The organism is Amycolatopsis thermalba (assembly GCF_023376025.1).
Classification (GTDB): domain Bacteria; phylum Actinomycetota; class Actinomycetes; order Mycobacteriales; family Pseudonocardiaceae; genus Amycolatopsis_E; species Amycolatopsis_E thermalba.
This window is the reverse complement of sequence record NZ_CP091196.1, coordinates 2,583,525-2,608,972: the sequence shown is the minus strand read 5'-3', so window position 1 is coordinate 2,608,972 and position 25,448 is coordinate 2,583,525. Positions and strand designations below refer to the sequence as shown.

Genomic DNA, 25,448 nt, shown 5'->3' with positions numbered 1-25,448 from the left:
AAGCGGGGGGCCGCCGACCCCTACCCCCGGCGGGCCCCCGCCACCCGAGCTGGGCTTCACGACGTTTGGGAGGGACATCGTGGCACCGATACCGGACGAACCGGGCACCGTCCCATCCGCCGAGTGGGCTGCCAAAGGTGCCGAGCTCGAGCTGGATCCGACGAACTTCCGCAACTACGCCAAGAACCTCGGCCTGATCGCCGCCGACCTGAACAGCGACATGATGTCGGCCCAGTCGGCGCTGCAGGGGCCCGGCGGCAAGGACATGCTGATGTCCACGATGTTCGAGCCGGGCCAGGACATGCAGGCCTTCGCCGACCGCAACGCGCAGGAACTCGGGATGTTCATGCCCGACGCGCACCAGAACGTCAAGGTCCTCGAGTCCGTCGGCTACATCTTCGGCGACTTCTTCGAGAACATGGACGGCGGCAACTCCGCGATGCTCGAAGTCCTCCAGTGGGCCTTCCGGATGGACGGCGCCAAGAAGCCGGAAGGCGTCCCGTCCTGGCTGGACGAGAAGAAGACCGTCGCGGAGTACCTGACGCCACCGGCCGGCACCGGGGTGACACAGACCGGGAAGGACGAGCAGCTCAACCAGATCGTCGTCGGCAACATGACGATCACCACGTTCCGGACTCCCGATGGCGGCATCCGCACCGTCCAGACCAACGGCAACGTGACCACCGAGTACCTGGACGACAAGAACGGCAACCGCCAGTACATGATCACCTCGACCAAGGGCGACCACGAGACCACGACGGTCACCACCGCCTATCACAACGGTGCGCCGGCCGGGGAGACACGCCGCACGACGAAGCACGACACGGACTCGGACCCCAACGTCGTCCACCAGGTCACGACGTCGCAGAGCTACGACAAGGACGGCAAGCCCGTCAAGTCCGACGCCCCCGCCAAGAGCCAGCACGTGGTCACGTACAACCACCAGGACGGCACGCACTCCCGCCAGTACTACAGCGAGTCGATGCAGAAGGACGTCAACGACGTCGACCGGGACGGCAACAGGGACGAGAAGGTCCCCACGAAAACCGACCAGCGGACGGTCGGCGCCCAGCACGACCTGCCGACCGGCGCCGATGTGCGGCAGGGCCATCCCGAACTCGACCAGGCACGACGCTCGATACCAGGGGGGTAGTGACGAGCATGGGCGACGACTACTTCGGTTACGACCTGAGCAAGATCGGCACCGGTGTCGGTGGGGGCTACTACGACATCGGTAAGGATTCGCCTCCCGCGGTCTGCAAGAACTACGACTTCTCCACGGAGGGCATCGAGTCGCTCTACCTCGCCATCGTCAAGGGCGAGCAGCCGGGCACCACCGCCGACCGCGCCCGGCAGTGGGGCAACGTCCAGCTGGCGCTCCAAACCGTCGCCGACAACCTGCGCGAGCAGACCCAGACGCTGGCCGACCACTGGAAGTCCCCCGCCGCCAAACAGGTCTTCCTCGCCAAGGTCGGCATGGTGCTGGCGCACCTGCGCGAGTGGCAGGACGCCGCGCTGCGGAACAGCACCGCGTTGTACGGCCTGTCGAACACGATGTACGAGGCACAGGCCAAGATGCAGGCCCTGTACGACGACTACAAGGCCGAGAAGAAGGACGCGATGGAGAACGCGACCCACGACATGGGCGCGTTCTACGAGGCGAAGGTCGGCACCAAGCCCGGCAACGCGCAGGACAAGCTCGAAGCGGGCAACAAGGTCACCGAGAAGTACGACAAGGACGCGCGCGAACTCGCCGAGACGATCGCGGGCCAGTACGCGCCCTACATCTACAAGCTGCAGTCCGCGCACGCGCCGAAAATCGAGCTCCTCAACGCGATCCTGCACCCGGAGGCGACCGGCGCGCCGCGTCCGCCGACGATCGGCGCGCCCGGCGCGCCCGGCACACCGCCGGGTGGCGCGCCGAGCGCCCCTCCGGGCGGTGCCCCCGATGCGCCCGGGAACGCGCCCAACGCACCCGGTGACGCGCCGAAGGCCCCGGGCGACTCGCCCGCCTTCAACGGGAACAACGCGCCCACGGACAACCCGGCTTTCAACGGCAACCAGGCGCCGACAGCGCCCCCCGGCCCGGCGCCGGTCGCGCCGACGCCGCCCGGTCCCGCCCCGACCGCGCCGACACCGCCGGACGGGCTCACGAGCACGCCGCCGCCCGGGAACGCGCCCGGCATCAATCCGGCTCTGCTCGGCCTCGCCGGCGCGGCCCCGATGTTCACGAACGGGTTCGGCGGCGGCAAGGCGCCGGCCGCGCCCTCGTTCGGCAACAACGGCGCCACTCCCAACCTGTTCTCCGGCAAGGCCCCGAACAACGTCCCGTCGACGCTCGGCCTGAACACCACGTCGACCCCCACCCCGGGGACCGCTCCGGGCGCCCCGCCGTCGTTCGGCCAGAACAGCAGCCCGTACCCGCCGGGCACGATCACCCCGCCGCCGGGCGGTCAGGTGCCGCAGCAACCGCAGAGCAAGGAGCCGGGCGGCAACCAGCCCGGCGCGCCCACGTTCGACACCGCGCTGCCCTTCGACGAGCACCTGAGCCTGGCAGCCAGCTCGGCGTTCCGGCAGGCCGTGCAGTCGGCGCCGCCCGTACCGCCGGGCGCGGAGTCGGCGATGGGCCCGAACGCGGGCTCGGCCCCGCCGCTTCCGCCGGGCGGCCAGGCACCGAACGGCCGCGACGTCCAGACGGGTCGGCGGCCCGGCGCACCGCTGATGAGCGACCTGTCCGAGCGGCCGCCGGCCTTCCAGCCGCCACCGTCGACCGCGCCGGTGCTCAACAACGACAGCAAGCGCGGTGGCAGCGCGAAGGAAGCACCCAGCGGGACCCGCGAAGGCTTGCCGCCGGGCGTGGGCGCGCCGCCGGTGCTGTCCAACCCGCACCGCAAGGCGCCGGCCAAGACGTTCAGCGAGTGGCAGGCCGAACGCAAGCGCCGGAAGACGCAGGGCGACCGCAAGCAGTCGGAGTTCGTCGCGAACCTGCCGGTGAGCACGACGCCGGTGTTCGACGGGCGGTACTCGGCGCAGGAGTACGTCGCCGGTTCCGCCGGGGAGATCCCGGACTTCCTGCAGGCGCCGGTGCCGGTGGTCACGGCTCCGGACCGGCACGCCAGGCCGGTCGTGCACGCCGATCGCGCCCAGCGTGTCGTCCGGAAGGACGAGAAGGCGCCGGTCACCGACGAGGCCGTCTTCGAGGTCGCGACGCCGGGTGGCCCCGTCGTCGCGACCGGGGAGCGGGAGAGGCGGTACCGGCCCGCGGAACCGTCCGCTCTGGACGGACGGAACTGAACCGCTGTCCGGTGCGCCGGATCCATTGCGGACCGGCGCACCGGACGACGAGTTGCGCCCCTTCAGGCGGCGATCACCCTTCCGGGGAGCAGCGCGGTCGCACTCTCCTGGGGGTGGAGTGCGGCCGCACTGCACTGCCCGAGAACCGGAACATCCGGCCGCGAACGCACGCGGCGGACGGACCGGGCGCGGGAAGACCGGCAGGCGGTTCGGCCTTCCCGCGCCCGGAGTCAGAACCGCCCGGGCCGTCCCAGGCGTGCCCGCTCGGCCGGCGCCGGGTCCACCCACACGTAGTGGTTGGTCTCCCCCGCGAGCACGGCCAGCATGTCGTCCCGCAGCATCTGCAACTGCTGCGACGTCCGCTGGGTCAGCCGGAGCGCCGGGGCGAGCAGTGAGGCCTCGTTGGGCGTGAGCCGCTGCATCAGCACCAGGTCCGAGCCCGGCACGGCGCCCACCCGCTCGGGCGTGAGCCGCCGGTGCAGCAGCACCCTCGTCTGCCACGCCTCCGGCTCGCTCTGCGACTGGGGCGCGTCGTGCAGGCACAGCACCGGCGCGTCGGCACTGGCGGTGACCGCGGGCGGCGAACCCGGCGCCAGCACCGCGACCCGGTCGGTCCGCCCGGTCGCCGACTGTCCCAGCTGGACCCAGTCCGCCGGGTGCTGCGAGAACACCAGCAGCCGCGCCCCGGCCCGCAGCGCGCGGAACGCCATCAGCCGCGCCGCCCAGGCGCCGCCGATCAGGCTCACCGACACCGGCTCCGGCCGGAACAACGTCAGCGCCACCGGGAACCCGTTCTGGTCCCGCCCCAGCGGCAGCCCGACCGACGACGCGGACACCTGCAGCAACTCCAGCGCCGCGTCGGAGGCGTGGTGCGCGCCGATCCGCAGCCGCGGGATCGAGCGGTGCCGTCGCGTGCGCCAGTCGCGGTGCTCGCGCGCGGCGCCGGCCGCGGGACCGGCGGGGCCGGGGCCGGGCGGCTGGGGCGGCATCGGCGTGGGCACGCCGACCGCCAGCGCGGGCCGCGCGACCTCGACCGTCGTCGCGGCGGCCGCGGCTTCGGCGGAACCCTGCTGCTGCGTCTGCGCCGGGGCGGGCACGTTGACCACGGCGGGCGCCTGCGGCACGGCCGGCGCGCCGAGCACGGCCTGTCCGGGCGGCATCGGCGCGTGCTGCTGCTGCACCGGCGGCGGTCCGGGCTGGGCCTGCGCCGGCGGCATCATGGGCCGCGGCATCGCCTGCGCGGGCGGCTGAGGCCGCGACGGCGGGTACTGTCCGGCGTTCATCGTGCACCTCCCCCGCTCGGTGCCGAAGCATACACGGCCGGGCCGTGCTGACCGTCCAAACGGGACACCCGGGCGCCGTTGCGCCCGGCCAGCGTCTGCACCAGGTCGCACACCTGCGGATACCGCTGCGCCGTGGCCGCCACCCGGACCAGGCAGCGCAGGGTGGTCCCGTCGAAGGAGGGCTCCAGCAGCAGCGCGATGCTGACCAGGTCCGCGGGCAGCTCGGCCAGCGCGGCGAGCAGGTTGGTGCCGCGGTCGGGCTCGGGCCACGACTGGATCCAGAAGCACCCGTGCGTCAGGCGCGCGGAGTGCCACGACTCCCAGGCCTCGTGCACGCGCGCCGGACCGCCGCCGGGGAGCAGGTCGCAGGAGCGGGCGAGCGCGTCGACGACCTCGTCCGCGGTCAGCATCCGCGCCCGCAGCCCGCGCCGCCGCAGCACCCGCTCGGCGCGGCGGGTGATCTCGGCCAGCACGGCGGGCACGTCCAGGCGCCCGCCCGGCGAGTCGATCATCGACTCGGCCACGGCCCGGGCGTCCAGCCGCACCGCGACCCACAGGGCGCGGTCCCGGGTGCCCGGCTCGCGTCCGGGCACCGAGTGCGTCACGACCTGCATCACCACGCCGGCCTGCTCGGCCTCGGCGGCGGTGCGGGCCAGCGCGGCCAGCGGCACCGGCGGGGTCGCCACGTCCGCGCCCCCGGTCACCTCCAGCACGGCGAACCAGCCCGCCTCGTCGCTGCCCATGCCCAGCTTGCCCTCGCCCGGCCCGTCGATGTCCTCGACGACCAGGTCCGGCGCCAGCTCGCACAGCGCGGTCAGCCGCGGGTCGTCCCGCTTCTCGCCCGAGGTGCCGCGGCGCGACCGGAAACCCATCCACAGCATCAGGCTCTCGGTCCACCAGCGGCCCTTCGAGCGGCCGAACATGCCGACGATCACCGCGAGCCCGATGACGCCCGCGGCGATCAGCGCCCACAGTTCCTGCACGCCGACCGCGGCGACGACCACGAGCACGATCTCGAACGCCAGCAGCCGGGCCAGGCTCACCACGCCGAGCCGCCCGCGGCCACGCACGGGCCGGAACCACGCCTGGCCCCTGGCCTGGGCGCGCAGCTCGGCGGAGCCGCCGCCGCGCGCGTCGAACTGCGCGGCGGCCTGCGGCTGCTGGCCAGTCGTGATCACCTGCGGAGCCCCTTCCACCAGCCAACGATATCGCCGGACCCGGCCATGATCACCGCACGAAAATCCGCGGCGCTCACGGCGGACCCGTAGCCGACCCGCACCGTACCGCACTCGCGCGCGGCCGGGTTTCCCATGACCTGGCCTTTTTCCCTTCGACGCACCTCGCCGGGCTGTCGGTTCCGTGCCAGGGCGGTCGGCCACTCTGTTAGGCGTACCAGACTCCCCTGGCTCGTCGGAGGCAACGGCAGGTGACCCCACCGCTCTTCGAGCCGGCCGATCCGGTCCGGGCGTACCTCAACGGCATCAGCCGGACCGACCTCCTGACCCTCGAGGAGGAGGTCACGCTCGCCAAGCGGATCGAGGCCGGGCTCTACGCCCAGCACGTGCTCGCGACCACGCGGGTGCTCGACCCGCAACGGCACGCCGACCTGCGCACGATCGCCGAGGAGGGCCGGGAGGCCAAGAACCGCCTGCTGGAGGCGAACCTGCGGCTGGTGGTGAGCATCGCCAAGCGCTACACCGGCCGCGGCATGTCGCTGCTGGACCTGATCCAGGAGGGCAACCTCGGGCTGATCCGGGCCGTGGAGAAGTACGACTACACGCCCGGGTTCAAGTTCTCCACCTACGCCACGTGGTGGATCCGGCAGGCGATCAGCCGCGCGCTGGCCGACCAGTCCCGCACCATCCGCATCCCGGTGCACCTGGCCGAGCAGGTCAACCGGGTCCTGGCCGCGCGGCGTGAGCTGGCCACGCGGCTGGGCCGGGAGCCGGGGCACGCGGACATCGCCGCGGAGCTGAGCCTGACGCCGTTCCAGGTGATCGAGCTGCTCTCCTACAACGAGGAGCCGATCAGCCTGGACCAGACCGTCGGCACGGACGGCAGCAGCGTGCTCGCGGATCTGCTGTGCCACCCGGGGCGGCCCGGGGTGCCCGCGTCGTACCACGTGTTGCGGCGGGAGATCGACGAGCTGCTGTCCACGCTGAAACCGCGGGAGCAGCAGGTGATCCGGCTGCGCTGCGGTCTGGACGACGGCCGCCAGCGCACGCTCGAGGAGGTCGGCCGCGAGCTGGGCGTCACGCGGGAGCGGATCCGCCAGATCGAGCGGCGCACGCTGGGCAAACTGCGCGAGGAATCCCGCACCGCGCGGCTGCAGGCCTACGTCTCCTGAGTCCGTTGTGGACTTCCGCAGCACCGCAGTGGTGCCGCCGTACCGGGCCCGCTGACCTGCGGATTCGATCTCGCGGGACGGTCAGGCTGGTGCCGCCGATCCGCCAGTGCGACGGCGCACACTCGGTGGGGCAACGACCATCGAGGGGGAAGACGGGCAGGCTGACATGGCTGAGACGAGCACCCTCTGCCGGACGTGCGGGGACTCGGGCGGCTGGATCCTGGAGACCGACGTCGATCCGGCGACCGGGCTGATCACCTCGCGGGAGGCGCCGTGCCCGCGGTGCCGTCCGGCTTCGCGGAGACAGGACGACCCGTTCGGTTTTTGACATTTCGGGCTGTTCAGTCACAGATTCCTCTTGCAGGATCGTTCAACAATCAGTACGGTCACGGCACCCGAAACGAATCGGAGTTGTCATGGCCGCCGTGCTCGAGGTCGTCGACAGCGGTCCGTTGTCGACCGTGCAGGACCTGGGCCGGCCCGGGTACGCCGACATCGGCGTGACGGAGTCCGGCGCCGCCGACCGGGCCTCGCTGCGGTTGGCGAACCGCTTGGCGGGCAACGGTGAGGGTGCGGCCGCGATCGAGGTGACCTTCGGCGGGTTCGCGGCGCGGGCCACCGCCGAGGTGACGATCGCGGTGACCGGCGCGCCGTGCCCGATCACGATCGACCGGATGGGCGCGCCGATGAACGCGGCGCTGCGGGTGCCCGCCGGGGCCGAGTTCCGGCTGGGCTGGCCGGCGACCGGGATGCGCAGCTATGTGGCGGTGCGGGGCGGCATCGCGGTGGAGCCGGTACTCGGCTCCCGGGCGACTGATCTGTTGTCCGGCCTGGGCCCGGATCCCTTGCGGCGGGGGATGGTGCTGCCACTGGGTGCGGCTGTCGCGTCGCCGGCGCCGCCGCGCTTCACGCCCGTGGCGGCGCCCCCGTCGGACGAACTGGCGCTGCGAATCCTGCCCGGCCCGCGGGACGATTGGTTCACGGAGTCGGCGTTGCGGACGCTGCTGGCACAGCCGTACGCGGTGACGTCGGAGAGCAACCGGATCGGCATTCGGTTGGAGGGCCCGGTGCTGCCGCGCGCGCGACACGGCGAGCTGGTGAGCGAGGGGATGGTCACCGGGGCGGTGCAGGTACCGCCGTCCGGCAAGCCGACGCTGTTCCTCGCCGACCACCCGGTGACGGGCGGCTACCCGGTGATCGCGGTGGTGGTGACGGAGGATGTCGACAAAGCGGCCCAGGCACGACCCGGACTACTGGTGCGCTTCGAACCGGCGCGGGTTTGAGGGGTTTGGTTGCTGTCCGGGGAGGCGGGCTGTTCGTGGCGATGGGCCTGCGCCTGGTGGTGACCGCCTGGCGATCGGTGCATGGATGGTCCAGTCGTGCTGTCACCACTGGTCCAGTCGTCGCGTTTTGCCGACGAGAGGGCCACTGATCACCTCACGAGGCGTCCACTCGTGGGGGACGAACGATCCCCTCGGGGGCCACGAGGTGCGCACTCGCCTTCACGTTTCGGCACGAACGGTCCGCTCGTGGGGGCCACGGGTGGCCGTTTCACATGGCCACGACCGGCCCACTCACACGATCACGACCCGCCCATCCACACGGCCACCACCGGCCCACTCGCGCGGCCACCACCGGTCCACTCGCACAGCCGCCAGCGGACCACTCGCGCGGAGCACCAACAGGCCGCTCGCACAGCCACCACCGGGCCACTCACGCGGCCACCAACTGTCCACTCGCGCGGCTGTGAGTGCTCCATCAGCCGCCCACCCCAAGCTGACCGTGACAAGCCCGCCACGGAAAGCAACCCCGAGAAACAGAACCAAGCCACCCCGCAAGTGGATGGTGTTTTAATTCACCACTTCGGGCGTATATCGTTTCGTGATCGGGCCCCTGGGAAATCGGCTGCTGGTTCTGGCTCCGGCCGGTGAGTCAGTTCCAGAGAAGAACCGAAATGCCTTCAAGGACTGAAGGAGGGGTTCATACCGTGCCCACTCGAATACGCAGGATGATCACGTTCCCGATCACCTGCGCCGTCGCGACCGCGGCCCTGCTGGGGCTCACCGCGCCCGCCGGCGCGGCCCAGCTCTCCACCGGTGATCGCATCGTGCAGGCTGCCGCGCGGCAGGCCGGGAGTCCTTATCGGACGGGCGGCGAGGCTCCGGGCGGGTTCGACTGCTCGGGACTGACGCAGTACGCCCACAAGCAGGTCGGAATCGATCTGCCCCGCACCTCCCGCGCCCAGCGGGCCGCCGTGCGCAGCGTGTCCAAATCGGACATGCGACCCGGTGACCTGGTGTTCTTCGCCAGCCGCGGCAAGGTCTACCACGTGGGGATCTACGCCGGGAACAACAAGATCTGGGCCGCCCCCGAATCCGGCGACGTGGTCCGCCTGCAGAACATCTGGACCAGCTCCTACACCGTCGGACGAGCCTGGTGACCGGAGGCCGTCAAAAACGGTGAGACCGAGCAGGCCGCGTCCCGCGCGGCCTGTTCGGCCAATTCCTCCCGCGGCGATTCACCCATCAGGACGAGCCGGTGGTAAAGCGGCGCCGTCGCGGCCACCAGCAGCCGCTGGGCGTCCACCGGGCCCGCGATCTCGCCACGCGCCCGCGCGCGCGAGACCACCACTTCGCACCGCCGGTACCGGTCCCGCCAGAACGCCTGCAACGCCGCCGCGGCCGGCGCGGACCGGAACGACGCCGCGATCAACGCCCGCGTAACCGACGACCACTCCCGCAACGACGCGAAGACCTCCCGGTTCAGCGCCACCAGGTCACCGACCAGCGAACCCGTGTCCGCCGGCGCCCAGTCGTCCCCCGCGGCCGCGTCGAACACGTCCGCCAGCAGCCCGCCCACGTCCCGCCACCGCCGGTACACCGTGGCCCGGTGCACCCCCGACCGCTCCGCGACCGCGTCGATGCTCAGCCCGTCGAACCCCGCCTCGACCAGCAGGGACGTCACGGCGTCGAGCACCCGCGCACGAGTGCGGGCGGTGCGGCCACCGGGCCGGCGCAAACCACTTGCGGATGCCGAGTCGGTCATGCCAGCATCTTAGCGCGACAACCGTCGCGTTAAGGAGGCAACGCGTGCAGATCGAGGAACACCCCGCCCCGGGCAAGGGCCCCTACGGGATCACCGCCGGCCCGGACGGCGCCCTGTGGGTCACGCTGGTCCACAGTGGTCACATCGCGCGGATCGCCGACGACACCACGCTTTTCGACCTCGACCCCGGATGCGGCCCGGCCGTCATCACCCCCGGCCCGGACGGCGCGCTGTGGTTCAGCCGCTTGCGCGACCACCGCATCGGCCGGATCACCACCGACGGCACCGCGACCTCCGTCGAGCTCCCCGCGGACTGCGGGCCGTACGGGATCACCGCCGGCCCGGACGGCGCGCTGTGGTTCACCGAGATGAACACCGACCGCATCGGCCGCCTCGACGACGGCGAACTCACCGAATTCCCCCTGGGCACGAGCGGTTCCTACCCGTCCACGATCGTCACCGGCCCCGACGGCGCCCTGTGGGTGACCCTCAACCAGGCCGACACCATCACGCGTCTCACCACCGACGGCGGGGTCACCCACTTCGCCCTGCCCACCGAGAAGGCCGCGCCGGTCGGCATCACCGCCGACGATCACGCGGTGTGGTTCGTCGAGATCGGCGCCGGCCAGATCGGCCGCCTCACCCCGGACGGCGAGATCACCGAATTCCCGCTGCCGGATCGCGAAGCCCGCCCGCACGCGATCGTCCCGGACGGGGAAAGCGGTTGCTGGTTCACCGAATGGGGCGCGGGCCGGATCGGTCACGTGACCGCCGACGGCGAGTTCGAGCACCACCCGCTGCCCACCGCGGGGCTCCGAACCCCACGGCCTGACCCGCACACCCGACGGCGAGGTGCACGTCGCGCTCGAAATCGGCAAGGTCGCCCGGCTACGCCCTAGCGCGCTCAAAGCCAGATGGGCTGGGTGGCCGGGTCGACGAGGCCGCGGTACGCGGTATCGCACGGAACTGCTGGGGTCGTTGCTTTCCGAGGTGCACGCCCGGTCGAGCAGGGGGAAACGTTCGACCTTGCCGTTGGCAACGTCAGCGGAAATCGGCGGCGTGGTCGCCGGCCCACTGCGCGAACGTGCGGGCAGGTCTTCCCGTGACGGCCTCGGCCGTGGGCATGGGGCCGAGGGACGAGGGATCGAACGCCTCGATCTCCGCGGGGTCCGACTCGTCGCCTCCGTAGTCCTCGAAACCGAGCAGGAAGTCGGCGTTCTCCGCCGCGAAACCGCCTTGCGCGAGGTAGATCTCGCGGGCCTGCTGTGGAGTCACCACTTCGAAGCGGATCTCCTCCCCCAACGCCTGGGCGATGAGTTCCACCTGGCGCCGGCGGGTGAGCAGCTCGGGGCCGTTGAGCGTGTACGCCTGGCCGGCATGGCCGTCCTCGGTCAGCGCGAGGACAGCCACGTCCGCGATGTCCTGCTCATGTACCGGGAACCACGCGGCGTCCGGGAGCGGGTCGCGCACCACCCGCTCCGCGCGGATGGACGGGCCCCACAGAGCCAGCTTGTTCATCGCGAACTCACCTGGCCGCACATGCGTCCACTCCAGCCCGGAGGCTTCGGCAGCCCGCTCCACCGGCAGGTGGAAGTCGGTGTCGAAGCCCGTCGTGACCGCACCCGACGACAGCACCACGATGCGCTGCACTCCCGCCGTTCTCGCCATGCCGACCACCTCCTCGGCGGTCGCCGCCACGGGAAAGAGAAAGAGCGCCGTGACGTCCGTCAGCGCCTCCCGCATGGTCTCCGGGCGGGTGAGATCGCCTTCGCAGACCTGGATCCCCGCGGGGAACATCCCCGGCCGCGGGCTGCGGGTCAGGGCTCGCACATCGTGCCCCCGGTCGGCGAGCTGCCGGACGACGTTCCGCCCGACGTTGCCGGTCGCTCCGGTCACCAGAATGGTCATGAATCATCACCCTTCGAAACATCGGCCGGGGCCGCGTGTCGAGCCCCGATGCCGTTCTCCAGCGTGCGGATAACCCACTCGGAAGCGCCGTGGCGCGGCAGCTTCCCCTCGCTGATCGCCGTGCACCCCGCAGCCACATGAGCCCACAGCACGTGTTCGATCCAGTCACAGCTCACCTCGGCGTCCAAAATGCCCTCGGCCTGGCCACGCCTGATCAGGCGATCGACTTCCTCGGCCGCCGGATCCGGTTCGTCCTGGACCGCGATCACCTCGCGGATCCGCGCGTCGCCGTACAGGAACAACACCTGATCCCCGACGTCGAGCATGGCGGTCACCAGCCGGCGCAACGCATCCCGAGCCGGCCCTTGCTCGATCCGCGCGTCCTTCAGCGCTTCATCGAGCAGCCGCAGGCAGTCCGCGATGACCTCGGACACCAGCGTGTCGCGGTCCGGGAAGTACCGCTGAACGGTACTGCGACCGACGTCCGCCGCCGCTGCGATGTCCGCGAGGGAGGCATCACGCCGACGCGACAGCACGGACGCGGCGGCGGCGAGGATCGCACGCCGCGTACGGCCACGGACTCCAGTTGCGCTCGTCACCGACTCAGTATAGCAGTCTGACGCACCAAAACAGGTAACGTGTTTGTCATTATGGGTCATGAGTGCCCCAGAATGACCTGGCGGTGACCACAAGATCTGGCACCTCACATTTCGGCCCGCCACGTCGTCTGACTTTTCACAACCCTCGGGAAGGGAACCGATGACCACGACCGCACTCCGCTCGCTCCTGCCCGGCCCGCCCGCTTCGTCCCCGAGGTGGGTGCGATCGGCGCCACGTGCAGCAGCCATCCGCACCGGGGCACTCCCGGACACCACCATCACCGCCGTGGCGTCGTGGCGGGACGCACCCTGCTTCACCGCCGCCGAGCGGGTCGCGCGGAAGTGGCCGAAGCCGTCTTCACGCCGAACCCGTCCGGCGAGCGCGTCCCCGACGACGCGCTCATCGTCAAGCCGCTCCCCGGTGCACCGCCGGGGCACAACCACAGCTGACAAAGGAAGAGGGCGGCCGCATCCACCCGCGGCCGCCCTCTTCGCACTCACACCTTCGCCGGTTCCTTGCGCCGCACCAGCTTGCGCGCCAGTGGCCACGCCAGCAGCGCCGCCACCAGCACGTACACCGCGATCGCCAGCGGCGAGTTCACCAGCCCGGTCAGGTCGCCGTCGCTGATCTGCAGCGCCCGCCGCATCTGCTGCTCCGCCGCCGGGCCGAGGATCACCCCGATGATCGCGGGCAGCACCGGCAACCCGAAGCGCCGCATGGCGAACCCGATCACACCGATCACGTAGAGCAGGATCAGGTCGATCACCGACCCGCTGACCGCGTAGGCCCCGACGCTGGCGAAGAACAGGATCCCGGCGTACAGGTACGGCCGCGGGATCCGCAGCAGCTTCGCCCACACCGGCGCCATCGGCAGGTTGATCAGCAGCAACAGCACCAGCCCGATGAACAGGCTCGCGATCAGCGCCCACACCAGCGCGGACTCGCGCTGGAACAGCAGCGGCCCGGGCTGGATGCCGTACTGCTGGAACGCCGCCAGCATCACCGCGGCGACCGCCGTGGTCGGCAGGCCCAGCGTCAGCATCGACACCAGCGTGCCCGCCGCCGACGCGCTCGCCGTCGACTCCGGGCCGGCGACGCCCTCGATCGCACCCTTGCCGAACTCCTCCGGCCGGCGCGACAGGCGCTTCTCGGTCACGTACGACAGGAACGTCGGGATTTCCGCGCCACCGGCCGGGATCGCGCCGAACGGGAACCCGATCACCGGCCCGCGCAGCCACGGCTTCCACGTCCGCCGCAGGTCCGACCGGGACAGCCAGGGCCGCCCGACCGGGATCGCCTCGGACTGGTTGTGGCGCAGGTGCGCCGCGACCCACAGCGACTCGCCGACGGCGAACAGTCCGACCGCGACGATCACCACGTCGATGCCGTCCGCCAGGTGCAGCGCACCGAACGTCAGCCGCGACTGCCCGGTCATCTCGTCGAGCCCGACCAGGCCGATCGTCAACCCGATGAGCAGCGACGCGTACCCGCGGACCCGGGACTTGCCCAGCACCGAGGTGACCGCGACGAACGACAACACCATGATCGCGAAGTAGTCCGGCGCGCCGATGTCCACGGCCAGGCCGGCGATCAGCGGTGCGAGCAGCACCAGCGCGATCGTGCCGAGGATGCCGCCGGTGAAGTGCCCGATCGCCGCCGCGGCCAGCGCCTGCGGGCCGCGGCCCTTGCGCGCCATGGGATTGCCCTCGATCGCGGTGACCACCGCCGCGCTCTCCCCCGGCGTGTTCAGCAGGATCGACGTGGTCGAGCCGCCGAACATGCCGCCGTAGTAGATGCCGGCGAACATGATGAACGCCGCGGTCGGGTCGAGGCCGTAGGTCACCGGCAGCAGCAGGGCCACCGCCATCGCCGGTCCGATGCCCGGCAGCACGCCGATCGCGGTGCCCAGCAGGACACCGATCGCGGCGAACATCAGGTGTGACGGGGTCAGCGCGGTGCCGAAGCCCGCCCACAGGTTGGACAGGTCCATCAGCTACAGCACCCCCATCAGCGGGCCGCCGGGCAGCGGAACGCCCAGCAGCACCGTGAACACGAACCAGGTGACCAGCGAGACGCCGGCCGCGATCAGCGGATCCCGCACCAGGTGGCGGCTGCCCAGGGCGTAGGCCGCGCCCCAGAACATGATCGCCGACGACAGCGGGAACCCGAGCGTGTCGATCAGCGCCGCGTTGGCCAGGAACGCTCCCGACAGCAGCAGCACCGTGCGCCAGTCGGCGGGGGCGTCGAGGTCGACGTCCTCCCCCGCCTCGGCCTCGCCGCGGCCGCCGCGCAGCACGTCCCGCGCCAGCAGCAGCGACACGAGCAGCAGCAGCGAGCCGACGAGGATCGGCACCGCCTTCGGGCCGACCGGCCCGCGCTGCGTGAAATCGGTCGGGATGCTGAGCGCGTCGACGAGCACCAGCACCCCGACGGCGAACAGGAACACGCAGACACCCAGCTCGGAGTGCGCGCGCCACCAGGACTTCGGCGTGGCGGGCGTCTCCTTCTCGATCACGCTCATGCCAGCCCCAGCTCCTTCAGCACCGCGGCCACCCGGTCGTTCTCGGCCTTCAGGAACGCGGCGAAGTCGTCACCGGGCTGGAACGCGGGCGTCCACCCGTTGCGCTGCAAGGCGTCCCGCCACTGCGGGGTGTCCTGCAGGCGCGTGAACAACCCGATGAGACGATCCTTGTCGCTGTCGGACAGTCCCGGCGGTGCGACGATGCCGCGCCAGTTGGTGAACGAGACGTCCACACCGGACTCCTTCAGCGTGGGCGCGTCGATGCCCGGCACCCGTTGCGGGCTGGTCACCGCGAGCGCCCGCAGCGCACCGGAGGCGATCTGGTCGCGGGTCTCGCCGATGCCGGAAACACCGAAGCCGACCTTGCCGCCGAGCACGGACGCCATCAGCTCGCCGCCGCCGTCGAACGGGATGTAGTTGACCCGCGACGGCGGGATCCCGGCGGCCTGCGCCATCAGCATCGGCGCCAGGTGATCCGGCCCGCCGGGGGCCGAGCCGCCGCCGACCGGCACGCTGCCCGGATCGGCCCGCCACGCCTCGACCAGCTGCTGGATCGTCTGGTACGGCGAGTCCTTGCTCACCACGACGATGTCGGCCTCTTCGGTCAGCTTCGCGATCGCGGTGGTGTCCTGCAGCGACGACGGCGACTTGTTCGTGTAGACCGAGCCGACCACGCCGAGCCCCATGGACATGGCGAGCTTGCCGTTGCCGCGCTCGTTCACCAGGCGGCCGAGGCCGACCGTGCCGCCCGCGCCGGGCAGGTTGAACACCTCGACGTTGCCGTTGAGGCCGGCGTCCTCGATCGCCTTCACGGCCGTGCGGGCCGTGATGTCGTAGCCGCCGCCGGGTGAGTTGGGGACCATCATCCGCAGGCCCCGGATCTGGGGCCCGGTCTCCTCGCCGCCCGCCGACACCAGCGGGGGGACGAGGAGGAGCGCCACGGCCGCGCCGAGAACGGCGAGCCGGGCCTTGCGATTCTTCATCAGCGCACCTCGTTGTGGAGCTTGGTTGCCCGGCATCGTGCACCGGGGCCGGGCCGCTGTCACCCGTTAGGCACCTATCGATCGTTGTGGTCATTGTGGTCACGGCACGATCGGGCGGCGCGGATGCGATAGTGAGGGGCGTGGGTGCGCAAGGATCGCTGGCCCGCCAGCTGCTGGGCTGGCAGCTGATCATCGTGTTCGCCCTGCTCGCGTGCGTGTTCGGCTACTCGGCCGTGCAGTCCGACCGCACGTTCACCGACACGCAGGGCCGCAAGCTGCTCGCGGTCGCCGAACAGGTCGCCGCGACCGCCGGGGTGCGGGCCAGCCTGGCCGATCCGATCCGGCGGGACGCGCTGCCGGCCTTCGCCGAGAGCGCACGCACGCTGTCCGGCGCGGATTCGGTGATCATCGCCGCGCCCGACCGGATCGTCCTCACCTCCCCCGACCCGAACCAGCTGCGCACCCGGCTGCCGCTGGGCGCGAGCACGGTGCTGCAGGGCCGCGCGTGGGTCGGCGAGATCTCCGGGCAGCTCGTGGCGCACGTGCCGGTGATCGGGGACGCCGGGCAGATCGTCGGGATCGTCGCGGCCGGCACCGAGACGCCCGGCTTCTTCGAGGGTGTGGCGAACTCGCCCAGCGCCGCGCTGACGATGCTGGGCATCGCCACGGTCGTCGGGGTCGCCGGGTCGCTGCTGCTCACCTGGCGGGTGAAACGGCAGACGCTGGGCATGGAGCCGCGGGAGATCACCGCGCTGGCCGAGCACCGGGAAGCGCTGCTGCACGGCATCAAGGAGGGCGTGCTCGGCCTGGACGACCAGCACCGCGTCACGCTCGTCAACGACCAGGCCCGCGACCTGCTGGCGCTGCCCGCGGACTGCGTGGGACGGCCGGTCGAGGAGCTGGGGCTCAACGAGCGGCTCACCGACGTGCTCACCGGCCGGGCGCACGGCGTCGACCAGATCGGGCTGCGGGCGGGGCGGGTGCTGGCGCTCAACCGGATGCCGATCGCGCGCGGCGCCGTGGTGACGCTGCGGGACCGCACCGAGCTGGCCGCGCTGCGCGAGGAGCTGGAGGCGACCTCGCGGGCCACGGACACGCTGCGCGCCCAGGCGCACGAGTTCAGCAACCGCCTGCACACCATCGCCGGGCTCATCGAGCTGGGCGAGTACGACGAGGTGCGGCACTACGTCGACCTGGTCAGCGAGGCCCAGACGAAGTGGCACGAGGAGGTCACCGCGCACATCGCCGACTCGGCGGTCGCGGCGCTGCTCATCGCGAAGGCCAGCCTGGCCGCCGAGCGGGGCGTGGGCCTGCGGCTGGCGCCGGGCACGCGGCTGGACGATGTGGACGGCCAGCTGTCGGCGGACCTGGTGACGGTGGTCGGCAACCTCGTCGACAACGCGCTGGACGCGCTGGCCGGGCGGGACGGCGACTGGATCGAGGTGGAGATCCGGCAGGACGCCGGGGCGGTGTCGGTGGTGGTGCGGGACTCCGGGCCCGGGGTGGCGCCGGAGATCGCGACCGAGGTGTTCACGCACGGGTTCACCACGAAGGCCGCCGAGCACGGCGGCCAGCGCGGGCTCGGGCTGGCGCTGACCCGGCAGACCTGCCTGCGGCGCGGCGGTTCGGTGGCGGTGCACAACGCCGACGGCGCGGTGTTCACCGCGGTCCTGCCGACGCGGGCGGAGGTGCCGCGGTGATGCGGGTCCTGGTGGTGGACGACGACTTCATGGTCGCGAAGGTCCACAGTGGATACGTGGCGCGCACGCCCGGGTTCACCGTGGCCGGGGTCGCGCACACCGGCGCCGAGGCGTTGCGCGCGGCGCGCGAGCTGCACCCGGACCTGGTGCTGCTGGACATCTACCTGCCCGATGTGGACGGGCTGTCGGTGCTGCGGCAGCTGCGGGCCGACCCGGCGACGCAGGACATCGACGTCCTGATCATCACGGCCGCGCGGGACGTGGAGACCGTGCGGGGCGCGCTGCGCGGCGGCGCGCTGCACTACCTGATCAAGCCGTTCTCGTCGTCGGCGTTGCAGGCGCAGCTGGCGGAGTTCGCCACGCTGCGGCGGAAACTGCACCGGCTGGCGCAGCGCAGCACCGCCGGGCAGGAGGACGTGGACGCCGTCTTCGGCGCCCGCACGCCGAAAGCGCTGCCGAAGGGGCTGACCGAGCAGACGGCCGAGCTGGTGCGGCAGGCGTTGCAGGCGCACCCGGACGGGCTGTCGGCCAGCGAGTGCGCGGGCGTGACGGACCTGTCGCGGCCCAGCGCCCGGCGGTACCTGGAGCACTTCGTCGCCGCCGGACGGGCCGAGGTGCGGCTGCGCTACGGCGGGACGGGCCGCCCGGAGCGGCAGTACCACTGGCGCGGCTGAGCGTCGGAGAGCGTGTCGTGCTCGTCGGTGAGGAGGACGATGCGTGCGGGGGTCTGTTGCCGGACGGGTGGCCCGGAGGTGCTGGAGATCCGGGAACTGCCGGTGCCCGCGGTGCGGGAGGGCTGGAGCCTGGTGCGGGTGCGGGCGCGGGTGCGGGTGCGGGTGCGGGTGCGGGTGCGGGGCTGCACCGGTCGGAGCTGCGGACCCGGCAGGGGCATTCCCCGGGCGTGGTGTTCCCGCGGGTGCTGGCCGCCGATCAGGACGACGCTGCCTGGGACGTCCTGGCCGCGCTGCCCGGGACGTACCTGACCGCGCGGGGCGCGCGTGGGGTGGTGCCAGGCGAGCGGTTGCACTTCGACTCCGGTGGGTCGCCGGCCGAGGCCGTGCACGCGATCTGGCCCTGCGGCCCGGACCACGTGCTGGACCTGGTCGGGGCGGGCACGGCGGTGGATTCGCTGCAGGTGGCGCGACGCGGCGGGACGGTGTGCGTGGCGGGCTCGCTCAGCGGGCGGGTGATCCCGGAGCTGGAACCGATCGCGATGATCCCGACCGGAACCCGGCTCACGGCCTTCCACAGCCGCACCGTGCAGGGCAGCGCGGCGGTGTTGCAGCGGATCGTGGACGAGGTCGAGGCGGGCCGCTGCCGGCCGAACCTGCATCGCGTGTTCGGGCTGGACGACGTCGTCGCCGCGCACCGCTGCATGGAGGACGACCGGGCCACCGGGAAGCTCGTCGTGGTGCCCTAGGGTGTTGCGCGGTGAGCACTTCCGAGGCGATTCCCGTGGTCCTGGTCGCCGGTTACCTGGGCTCGGGCAAGACGACACTGGTCAACCACCTGCTGACGCACGCCCGCGACCACCGCATCGGCGTGATCGTCAACGACTTCGGCCGCATCAACGTGGACGCGCTGGCGGTGGCCGGGCAGGTCGACGCGATGCTGCCGATGGGCAACGGCTGCCTGTGCTGCGCGGTCGACACCGCGGGCCTGGACCGGATGCTGGCGCGGCTGGCCGAGCCGGAGCTGGGCATCGACGCGATCGTCATCGAGGCCAGCGGTCTCGCCGAGCCGCGCGACCTGGTCCGGATGCTGCTGGCCAGCGAGAACCCGCGGATCGCCTACGGCGGACTGGTCGAGGTCGTGGACGCGGCCGAGTTCGCGGCCAACCGGGTGCGCCACCCCGAGCTGGACGAGCACCTGCGGTTCGCCGATCTGGTGGTGCTGAACAAGATCGACCGGTGCGACGATCCCGGGGTCCTGGAGCTGGTCCGCAAGGTCAGCGACGGGCGGCCGGTGGTGCGTGCCTCCTTCGGCGCGATCGACCCGGGCCTGTTGTTCGACGCGCGGGTGCGGGAGCCGGTGGCGCGGCAGTTGTCGTTCGACGACCTGCGGCACTCCGACGGCGACGATCACGTGCACCTGCACGACGCCTACCGCAGTGTGGAGTTTTCGAGTGACACGCCGATCCACCCGCGGCGGCTGCTGGCTTTTCTGACCGAGCGGCCGGCCGGGCTGTACCGCATGAAGGGGCCGGTGCACTTCGGCGTGCCCGGTCACCAGGACCGGTTCCTGCTCCAGACCGTCGGCCCGTACCTGCGGTTCCACCGGTCGCCGTGGGGTGCGGAGGCGCCGGCGACGCGGCTGGTGCTGATCGGGACCGGCCTCGACGAGGACGACCTGCTGGCGCGGCTGGCGGCGTGCGCGGAGCCGGACCCCGCGGCGCTGACCGAGCGGGCGATCCTGCCGCTGCTGAAGTACTGCGAGTAGGAATGCCCGGGCTGTCCGGTTCGTCGTAGGTGGAATGAGGATCGGCGAGCTGGCCCGGCGGACGGGCGTCAGCGTACGACGAGGACGCGGTCGCGAGGCGGCGTGGATCAAGGCGGCTCACCACCTTCGCCGGGGTCGTGGCGGGGCCCTGGGATGAAAGACGGGGCAGCCTCTGTCGCCGCCCGCGCGCATGCATAAGACTGTCCAGGTGACCGACGAACTCATCAAGCCCGCCGACCTCGAGCTCGCGGACGCGCTCAGCGCCGTCGTGCGCACGCTCGAACCGGAGCCGGACGTCGAGCGGACGGTCGCGACCATCGTCAACGCGGTGGCGACGACCGTGCCGGGCACCGAGGACGCGGGCATCTCCCTGCTCGAAGCGGGGAACCTGACGACCGTCGCCCCGTCGAGTGACCGGGTGGCCCGCCTCGACGAGCTTCAGCACGAGCTCGGCGAGGGGCCGTGCGTGGACGCGGTGTTCGCCGACATCACCTACCGCACCGGCGACATCGCGGCGGACGTGCGCTGGCCGAAGTTCGGCGACGCCGCCGCCGCGCTGGGCGTCAACTCGATGCTCGCCGTCCGCCTGTTCACCGGGAAGACCCTGCTCGGCGCGCTCAACCTGTTCTCCTCGGCGCGGGAGGCGTTCGACGAGTCCGCCGAGCACGTCTGCGGCCTGTTCGCCGCGCACGCCGCCGTCGCGCTGGCCGGGTCGCGTGCCCAGGCGCAGCTGCGCAACGCCCTGGAATCCCGCGACGTCATCTCGATGGCCAAGGGCATCCTGATGGAACGCCACCGGGTGACCGACGACCAGGCCTTCGACCTGCTGGTCCGCGCCTCGCAGAACACCAACCGCAAACTGCACGAGGTCGCCCGCTGGCTGGTGACCGGCACCAACAACGCGATCAACGACGGCAACTAGCCGAACGATCCGCCCCGGCCCTCGCCCGCCGCGAAGCGTTGCGCTCCGCTCGTCGCGTCGGCGGCCAGGGAGACCATGCCGTGCCGCCATTCGTTCGCCATCGCGGCCCGTTCGTCCAGCCCGTCCTGCTCCAGCAGCGACAACCGGTCCTCGCGCAGGCACGTCTGCGGGAACTTCGCGATCGCCGCCGCCAGTTCCTCCGCCGCGGCCCGCTCGGTGCCCGCGGGCACGACCCGGTTCGCCAGCCCCATCCGCAGCGCCTCGTCCGCGGGCACCGGGCGGCCGGTCAGCACCAGGTCCATCGCCTGGCTCGCGCCGATCAGCCGGGGCAGGCGCACCGTGCCGCCGTCGATCAGCGGCACGCCCCAGCGGCGGCAGAACACCCCGAACACCGCGTCCTCGGCGGCCACCCGCAGGTCGCACCACAGCGCCAGCTCCAGCCCGCCGGCCACGGCGTGCCCGGCGACCGCGGCGATCACCGGTTTGCCCATCCGCAGCCGCGTCGGCCCCATCGGCCCGGGACCGTCCTCGCCCAGGCGGTTGCCGCGCTCGGTGCCCACCGCCTTGAGGTCGGCGCCGGCGCAGAACGTGCCCCCTTCGCCCCACAGCACGGCGACCGCGGCGGACGGGTCGGCGTCGATCGCCTCGAACGCCTCCAGCAGGGCCTGGGCGGTCGGCCCGTCGACGGCGTTGCGCGCGTGCGGACGCGACAGGATCACGGTGTGCACCGGGCCGGCGCGCTCGACCCGGACGGCAGGTTCGATCATGCGGTCACGCTGTCACACGGTCGCCGCCTTGTCACTCAGCCCGGCGTCGCCGGGCACCGGTCAGGCCAGCGCCTCCACCGCTTCGGCCAGGGTGCGCAACTGCCGCGTCCCGTCCGGTAGCGGCACCGCGTCCCAGCCGGGGCCCGCCACGAACAGGCGCGTGCCGGTCAGCTCTCCGGTGGGTACCTGGCGCGCCAGCTCCGCCGAGTGCGCCCACACCACCGTCGCCGGGGGTTTGCGGATCGTGACCGTCGTCAGCAGCGACCGGGGCGGCACCCGCGCGCCCAGTGAGATCGTGCCGCGGCCGCGTTCGGCGAGGGCGTGCCGCAGCACCTCCAGCGGCAGCGAGTGCTGCTCGTCGGGCGCGCACGCGAGCAGCACCGACGCCGATCCGGTCTGTCCCGGCGGGACGGCGTGCAGTGCGGCGATGATCCCGTCGGTCGCGAGGTGCTCGACCTCGACCGGTCCCCCGGGCTCCGCGCACCGCTCACCCAGCTCCTGCAGGAACGGCACGAGCAGCTTCTGCCACGTGTCCACGGTGCCGTGCCGGTCGAGGAAGCCGACCACGATGCGGCGGAACGCGTCCGGGTCGAGCTTCTCGGCGGCTCCGCGCAGTGACCGCCGCCGCCGGCTCGCCACCCGATCGGGGACCTGGGCGGGCGAGGCGATCGGCAGGGTGGCGCCCGCGCTCACCGTCGCGGCCGCGCTCGCCACCGGCACGCCCTGACGCACCAGGTGCACCACGCGCTCCAGGCGCCGCAGGTCGCCGACCGTGTACCGGCGGTGCCGACCCGGTTCGCGGGAGCTCGGCCCCAGCCCGTGCCTGCGGTCCCAGCTCCGCAGGGTCGCCACCGCGACACCGAGCCGGCTCGCCACCGCGGCGGGGGTCAGCACCGCTTCGGGCGGTACCGCTTCGCGCGCGGCCTGCCCCGTGCGGCTCATCAGTTCACGCCTCCCGATGACTTCCGGTCACCGCCGCACCGGCGGATCCATCATTCGATTGTGCAACATCACGGCCGCGCGCGGTTGCCGATCAACTCGATCACCGGCCGGCGTGACTCGTCCGGACGAGGGTTACTGGAACGATCGGTTGGCAATACGCTAGGCTCCCGGTCATGGCGAGGACCAAGGAGTTCGACCCCGACGCCGCGTTGCACGCCGCGCTGGAGCTGTTCTGGCGCCAGGGCTACGAGGCCACCTCGATGCAGGACCTGGTCGGCCACCTGGGCGTCAACCGCGCCAGCCTGTACGCCACCTACGACAGCAAGCACGACCTCTACCTGCGCGCCCTGGACCGGTACTGCGAGATGCGCGGCGTCCAGACGATGACCGCGCTCAACCGGCCCGGCCCGGCGCTGGACGCGGTCCGCGACTTCGTCCGCGGCTACGCCGCCGAGTGCCACGAAGACACCGACCGCAAGGGCTGCCTGGTCACCAACACCGCGACCGAACTGCTGCCCCGCGACGCGAAGGCGGCGCGCCGCGTGGACATCGCCTTCGGGGAACTGGAGGCGGCGCTGGCCGGCACCCTCACCCGCGCCCAGCACGAGGGCGGCCTCGCCGCGGACAAGGATCCGCGCGCGCTGGCCCGCTTCCTGGTCACGTTCGTCCAGGGCATCCGCGTCGTGGGCAAGACCGACGACGCCCGCCGCCTCGACGAAGCCGTGGACCAGGCGTTGTCCCTGCTCTCCTGACAGCCCTCGTGGCTGGGCCGCTTTTTGGAACGAACAGTTGTCTATGGAAGGAGTGCGCATGCCGCGCGCGATCTACCTGCTGAGCCTCGGCGTGTTCGCGATGGTCACCAGCGAATTCGTCGTGGCCGGCCTGATGCCCCAGCTCGCCGGCGGGCTGGGCGTCACGGTTCCGCAGATCGGCTACCTCATCACCGCCTTCGCGGTCGCGATGGCCGCGGGCGGCCCGGTCCTCACCGTCGCCCTGATGCGGCAGAACCCGAAGACCGCGCTGATGGTGTTGTTCGCGATCTTCCTGGCCGGCAACGTCCTGGCCGCCACCGCGAGCGACTACGGCACGATGCTGGCCGCCCGCATCGTCACCGGCGTCGCCGCGCAGGCGTTCTTCGGCATCGCCGTCTCGTTGACCGCGCAGCTCACCCGCCCCGAGGTGCGCGGCCGCGCGATCGCCGTGGTGATGAACGGCCTGATGCTCGGTACCCTGCTCGGCCTGCCGCTGGCGACCGTCGTCGGCGAGCACTTCGGCTGGCGCGCCGCGTTCTGGGCGATCGGCGCACTCGCCGCGGCCGCCGCGCTGGCCACGCTCGCCGGGGTGCCCGCGCTCGCGCCGTCCGCCGACGGTGGCACCTTCCGCGAGGAGCTGGGCGTGTTCCGCACCCCGCGGCTGTGGCTGGCGCTGTCCACCAGCACGCTCGTCATCGGCGCCACGTTCTCCGCGTTCAGCTACTTCACGCCGATCCTCACCGAGGTCACCGGGTTCGCCGGCAGCACCGTGCCGCTGCTGCTGGTCGCCTACGGCGCGGCCACCGTGGTCGGCAACCTGGTCGTCGGGCGGCTCGCCGACCGGCACACGGTGCCCGTCCTGGTGACCGGTCTCGCGCTGAACCTCGTCTTCCTCGCCGCGTTCGCCCTGCTCGCGGACCTGCCCGCGCCGGCGGTGGTGGCGATGCTCGGCATCGGGCTGGTCGGCGTCACGATGAACCCGGCGATGGTGACCCGCGTGCAGCGCGCCGGCAACGCCCGCCCGCTGGTCAACACGGTGCACTCGTCGTTCATCACGCTCGGCGTCATCCTCGGGTCCTCGCTCGGCGGGCTGGTGATCGAGACCTCCGGGTTGCGTGCGCCGCTGTGGCTGGGCGCCGGGCTCGCGGCCCTCGGCCTGCTGACCGTGCTGCCCGAACTGCTGCGCCGCCCGGCACCCGCGCCGGCCATGCAGCCGTGCGCCTGACCGGACGGGCAGCAGCGGTTCGCGGCCGGATCAGCCTGTCCGCCCGGCATTCCCGCCCGTGGTCAGCACGCCGTCGACCCGGCGCGGGATGCCGAGCGGGTTGCCGTCGCGGAGCGCGGCGGGCAGCAGCGGCTGGGGCATGTCCTGGTAGGTGATGGGACGCAGGAACCGCCGGATCGCCGTGGCGCCCACCGACGTGTGCAGGACGGCCGTCGTCGCGGGCCACGGGCCGCCGTGGTGTTGCGACCAGGTCACCGCCACGCCCGTGGGCCAGCCGTTGTGGACGAGACGCCCGACCCTGGCGCCGAGCGCCGCCACGGCGGAGGCGGCGCCGGGGTCGTCCGGCTCGGCGTGCACCGTGCCCGTCAGCGACCCCGGGACGCGGGCGAGCGCGGCCGCGAGTTCCTCCTCGGTGGAGTAGGTGACGAGAACCGTCACCGGGCCGAAGCACTCCTCCGTCAGGACGGCGGCGTTGGCCAGGAACGTCCGGGCATCGGCGGTCACCACCTGCGGGGCCACCCGGTGCCCGCCGCCGGCCGGCTCCCGCCCCGTCCAGCAGGGCGCGCACTCCCGGGACGTTCAGCAGTCGTCGCAGGCCCTCGCGGAATCCGGCTTCGATCCGCGCGGTGAGCAGCGGGGCGACCTCCGCCGCGGCGACCCGCTCCGCGACCCGGCCGGACAGGCCGGCCGCCTCGGGCACGAACACCAGCCCGGGTTTGG

24 protein-coding genes and 1 pseudogene are annotated in these 25,448 nt (G+C 72.3%); 14 read left to right on the top strand and 11 right to left on the bottom strand.

The features are described 5' to 3' along the window. Positions 1–79: 79 nt before the first annotated feature. Positions 80–1,153 (top strand): hypothetical protein, encoded by a 1,074-nt coding sequence (locus L1857_RS12835; RefSeq protein ID WP_116110052.1) that lies wholly within the window; start codon positions 80–82, stop codon positions 1,151–1,153. Then, positions 1,153–3,294, top strand: a complete 2,142-nt coding sequence (locus tag L1857_RS12830) for a hypothetical protein (RefSeq protein WP_116110053.1) — start codon at positions 1,153–1,155, stop codon at positions 3,292–3,294. The genes L1857_RS12835 and L1857_RS12830 overlap by 1 nt, the downstream gene beginning before the upstream one ends. A 230-nt stretch (positions 3,295–3,524) precedes the next feature. Here the strand turns inward: L1857_RS12830 and L1857_RS12825 are convergent, their stop codons facing one another. Further along, positions 3,525–4,577, bottom strand: coding sequence for a hypothetical protein (locus L1857_RS12825; protein ID WP_094004900.1), 1,053 nt, complete (start codon positions 4,575–4,577; stop codon positions 3,525–3,527). Continuing rightward, positions 4,574–5,773, bottom strand: coding sequence for a type VII secretion protein EccE (locus L1857_RS12820; RefSeq protein ID WP_240323110.1), 1,200 nt, complete (start codon positions 5,771–5,773; stop codon positions 4,574–4,576). The genes L1857_RS12825 and L1857_RS12820 overlap by 4 nt, the downstream gene beginning before the upstream one ends. Positions 5,774–6,003: 230 nt before the next feature. On the opposite strand from L1857_RS12820, the gene L1857_RS12815 reads away from it, so the two are divergent. The 4 genes from L1857_RS12815 to L1857_RS12800 all read left to right on the top strand — a co-directional run bounded on the left by L1857_RS12815 (position 6,004) and on the right by L1857_RS12800 (position 9,364). Continuing rightward, complete coding sequence (locus L1857_RS12815; RefSeq protein ID WP_094004898.1) at positions 6,004–6,924, top strand: sigma-70 family RNA polymerase sigma factor; 921 nt, start codon at positions 6,004–6,006, stop codon at positions 6,922–6,924. A gap of 166 nt (positions 6,925–7,090) precedes the next feature. Next, a complete protein-coding gene (locus L1857_RS12810) occupies positions 7,091–7,252 on the top strand; it encodes a hypothetical protein (RefSeq protein ID WP_167481508.1) in 162 nt (53 codons plus the stop codon). 88 nt (positions 7,253–7,340) lie between these two features. Next, complete coding sequence (locus L1857_RS12805) at positions 7,341–8,207, top strand: 5-oxoprolinase subunit C family protein (RefSeq protein WP_094004896.1); 867 nt, start codon at positions 7,341–7,343, stop codon at positions 8,205–8,207. A gap of 725 nt (positions 8,208–8,932) precedes the next feature. After that, positions 8,933–9,364 (top strand): C40 family peptidase, encoded by a 432-nt coding sequence (locus L1857_RS12800; protein WP_233157188.1) that lies wholly within the window; start codon positions 8,933–8,935, stop codon positions 9,362–9,364. Here L1857_RS12800 and L1857_RS12795 read toward each other — a convergent pair. Beyond that, positions 9,340–9,969: a TetR/AcrR family transcriptional regulator gene (locus L1857_RS12795; RefSeq protein WP_116110056.1), complete on the bottom strand. Its 630-nt coding sequence runs from the start codon at positions 9,967–9,969 to the stop codon at positions 9,340–9,342. The genes L1857_RS12800 and L1857_RS12795 overlap by 25 nt on opposite strands. Between L1857_RS12795 and L1857_RS12790 the strand changes: the two are divergent. Next, positions 9,954–10,872, top strand: a pseudogene (locus tag L1857_RS12790) (Vgb family protein); the annotation flags it as partial. The gene L1857_RS12795 and the pseudogene L1857_RS12790 sit on opposite strands and share 16 nt — an antisense overlap. 138 nt (positions 10,873–11,010) lie before the next feature. On the opposite strand, the gene L1857_RS12785 reads toward L1857_RS12790, so the two are convergent. The 5 genes from L1857_RS12785 to L1857_RS12765 all read right to left on the bottom strand — a co-directional run bounded on the left by L1857_RS12785 (position 11,011) and on the right by L1857_RS12765 (position 15,981). After that, positions 11,011–11,877, bottom strand: coding sequence for an SDR family oxidoreductase (locus L1857_RS12785; protein ID WP_116110057.1), 867 nt, complete (start codon positions 11,875–11,877; stop codon positions 11,011–11,013). After that, positions 11,874–12,476, bottom strand: coding sequence for a TetR/AcrR family transcriptional regulator (locus L1857_RS12780; protein WP_240323111.1), 603 nt, complete (start codon positions 12,474–12,476; stop codon positions 11,874–11,876). Before L1857_RS12780 ends, L1857_RS12785 begins: the two co-directional genes overlap by 4 nt. A 497-nt stretch (positions 12,477–12,973) precedes the next feature. Further along, positions 12,974–14,467, bottom strand: coding sequence for a tripartite tricarboxylate transporter permease (locus L1857_RS12775; RefSeq protein ID WP_116110059.1), 1,494 nt, complete (start codon positions 14,465–14,467; stop codon positions 12,974–12,976). A gap of 3 nt (positions 14,468–14,470) precedes the next feature. Continuing rightward, positions 14,471–14,998 (bottom strand): tripartite tricarboxylate transporter TctB family protein, encoded by a 528-nt coding sequence (locus tag L1857_RS12770; RefSeq protein ID WP_094004889.1) that lies wholly within the window; start codon positions 14,996–14,998, stop codon positions 14,471–14,473. Continuing rightward, a complete protein-coding gene (locus L1857_RS12765; RefSeq protein ID WP_116110061.1) occupies positions 14,995–15,981 on the bottom strand; it encodes a Bug family tripartite tricarboxylate transporter substrate binding protein in 987 nt (328 codons plus the stop codon). Before L1857_RS12765 ends, L1857_RS12770 begins: the two co-directional genes overlap by 4 nt. Before the next feature lie 140 nt (positions 15,982–16,121). On the opposite strand from L1857_RS12765, the gene L1857_RS12760 reads away from it, so the two are divergent. From L1857_RS12760 to L1857_RS12740, 5 genes are all read left to right on the top strand, one after another. Beyond that, entirely contained in the window at positions 16,122–17,681 is a 1,560-nt protein-coding gene (locus L1857_RS12760; protein ID WP_249465177.1) for a sensor histidine kinase, read from the top strand. Continuing rightward, positions 17,678–18,355, top strand: coding sequence for a response regulator (locus L1857_RS12755; RefSeq protein ID WP_205413192.1), 678 nt, complete (start codon positions 17,678–17,680; stop codon positions 18,353–18,355). Before L1857_RS12760 ends, L1857_RS12755 begins: the two co-directional genes overlap by 4 nt. 227 nt (positions 18,356–18,582) lie before the next feature. Further along, the gene (locus L1857_RS12750) at positions 18,583–19,101 is read left to right on the top strand and encodes a zinc-binding dehydrogenase (protein WP_233157187.1); all 519 of its coding nucleotides are present in this window, start codon (positions 18,583–18,585) and stop codon (positions 19,099–19,101) included. An 11-nt stretch (positions 19,102–19,112) separates the two neighbouring features. Continuing rightward, positions 19,113–20,120 carry a CobW family GTP-binding protein gene (locus tag L1857_RS12745; RefSeq protein WP_482746739.1) on the top strand — a complete coding sequence of 336 codons (1,008 nt, stop codon included), beginning with the start codon at positions 19,113–19,115 and terminating at the stop codon, positions 20,118–20,120. A gap of 208 nt (positions 20,121–20,328) precedes the next feature. After that, positions 20,329–21,042 carry a GAF and ANTAR domain-containing protein gene (locus L1857_RS12740; protein WP_094004885.1) on the top strand — a complete coding sequence of 238 codons (714 nt, stop codon included), beginning with the start codon at positions 20,329–20,331 and terminating at the stop codon, positions 21,040–21,042. Here the strand turns inward: L1857_RS12740 and L1857_RS12735 are convergent. Further along, entirely contained in the window at positions 21,039–21,809 is a 771-nt protein-coding gene (locus L1857_RS12735; RefSeq protein WP_094004884.1) for a crotonase/enoyl-CoA hydratase family protein, read from the bottom strand. The genes L1857_RS12740 and L1857_RS12735 overlap by 4 nt on opposite strands. A 60-nt stretch (positions 21,810–21,869) precedes the next feature. Continuing rightward, a complete protein-coding gene (locus L1857_RS12730) occupies positions 21,870–22,751 on the bottom strand; it encodes a MerR family transcriptional regulator (protein WP_094004883.1) in 882 nt (293 codons plus the stop codon). A gap of 173 nt (positions 22,752–22,924) precedes the next feature. Here L1857_RS12730 and L1857_RS12725 point away from each other — a divergent pair, with 173 nt between their 5' ends. Next, complete coding sequence (locus L1857_RS12725) at positions 22,925–23,503, top strand: TetR/AcrR family transcriptional regulator (protein WP_094004882.1); 579 nt, start codon at positions 22,925–22,927, stop codon at positions 23,501–23,503. 58 nt (positions 23,504–23,561) lie between these two features. Further along, positions 23,562–24,728 carry an MFS transporter gene (locus L1857_RS12720; protein ID WP_116110065.1) on the top strand — a complete coding sequence of 389 codons (1,167 nt, stop codon included), beginning with the start codon at positions 23,562–23,564 and terminating at the stop codon, positions 24,726–24,728. A 30-nt stretch (positions 24,729–24,758) separates the two neighbouring features. Here L1857_RS12720 and L1857_RS12715 read toward each other — a convergent pair whose 3' ends face one another. Next, entirely contained in the window at positions 24,759–25,232 is a 474-nt protein-coding gene (locus L1857_RS12715) for an aldehyde dehydrogenase family protein (RefSeq protein ID WP_240323112.1), read from the bottom strand. Positions 25,233–25,448 lie beyond the last annotated feature (216 nt).

What these genes read in the sequence shown, in the direction of transcription:
- L1857_RS12825 (WP_094004900.1), bottom strand. Translation starts at nt 4,577, where the DNA reads ATGAACGCCGGACAGTACCCGCCGTCGCGGCCTCAGCCGCCCGCGCAG.
- L1857_RS12810 (WP_167481508.1), top strand. Translation starts at nt 7,091, where the DNA reads ATGGCTGAGACGAGCACCCTCTGCCGGACGTGCGGGGACTCGGGCGGC.
- L1857_RS12805 (WP_094004896.1), top strand. Translation starts at nt 7,341, where the DNA reads ATGGCCGCCGTGCTCGAGGTCGTCGACAGCGGTCCGTTGTCGACCGTG.
- L1857_RS12800 (WP_233157188.1), top strand. Translation starts at nt 8,933, where the DNA reads ATGATCACGTTCCCGATCACCTGCGCCGTCGCGACCGCGGCCCTGCTG.
- L1857_RS12795 (WP_116110056.1), bottom strand. Translation starts at nt 9,969, where the DNA reads ATGACCGACTCGGCATCCGCAAGTGGTTTGCGCCGGCCCGGTGGCCGC.
- L1857_RS12785 (WP_116110057.1), bottom strand. Translation starts at nt 11,877, where the DNA reads ATGACCATTCTGGTGACCGGAGCGACCGGCAACGTCGGGCGGAACGTC.
- L1857_RS12775 (WP_116110059.1), bottom strand. Translation starts at nt 14,467, where the DNA reads ATGGACCTGTCCAACCTGTGGGCGGGCTTCGGCACCGCGCTGACCCCG.
- L1857_RS12770 (WP_094004889.1), bottom strand. Translation starts at nt 14,998, where the DNA reads ATGAGCGTGATCGAGAAGGAGACGCCCGCCACGCCGAAGTCCTGGTGG.
- L1857_RS12765 (WP_116110061.1), bottom strand. Translation starts at nt 15,981, where the DNA reads ATGAAGAATCGCAAGGCCCGGCTCGCCGTTCTCGGCGCGGCCGTGGCG.
- L1857_RS12735 (WP_094004884.1), bottom strand. Translation starts at nt 21,809, where the DNA reads ATGATCGAACCTGCCGTCCGGGTCGAGCGCGCCGGCCCGGTGCACACC.
- L1857_RS12730 (WP_094004883.1), bottom strand. Translation starts at nt 22,751, where the DNA reads ATGAGCCGCACGGGGCAGGCCGCGCGCGAAGCGGTACCGCCCGAAGCG.
- L1857_RS12725 (WP_094004882.1), top strand. Translation starts at nt 22,925, where the DNA reads ATGGCGAGGACCAAGGAGTTCGACCCCGACGCCGCGTTGCACGCCGCG.
- L1857_RS12720 (WP_116110065.1), top strand. Translation starts at nt 23,562, where the DNA reads ATGCCGCGCGCGATCTACCTGCTGAGCCTCGGCGTGTTCGCGATGGTC.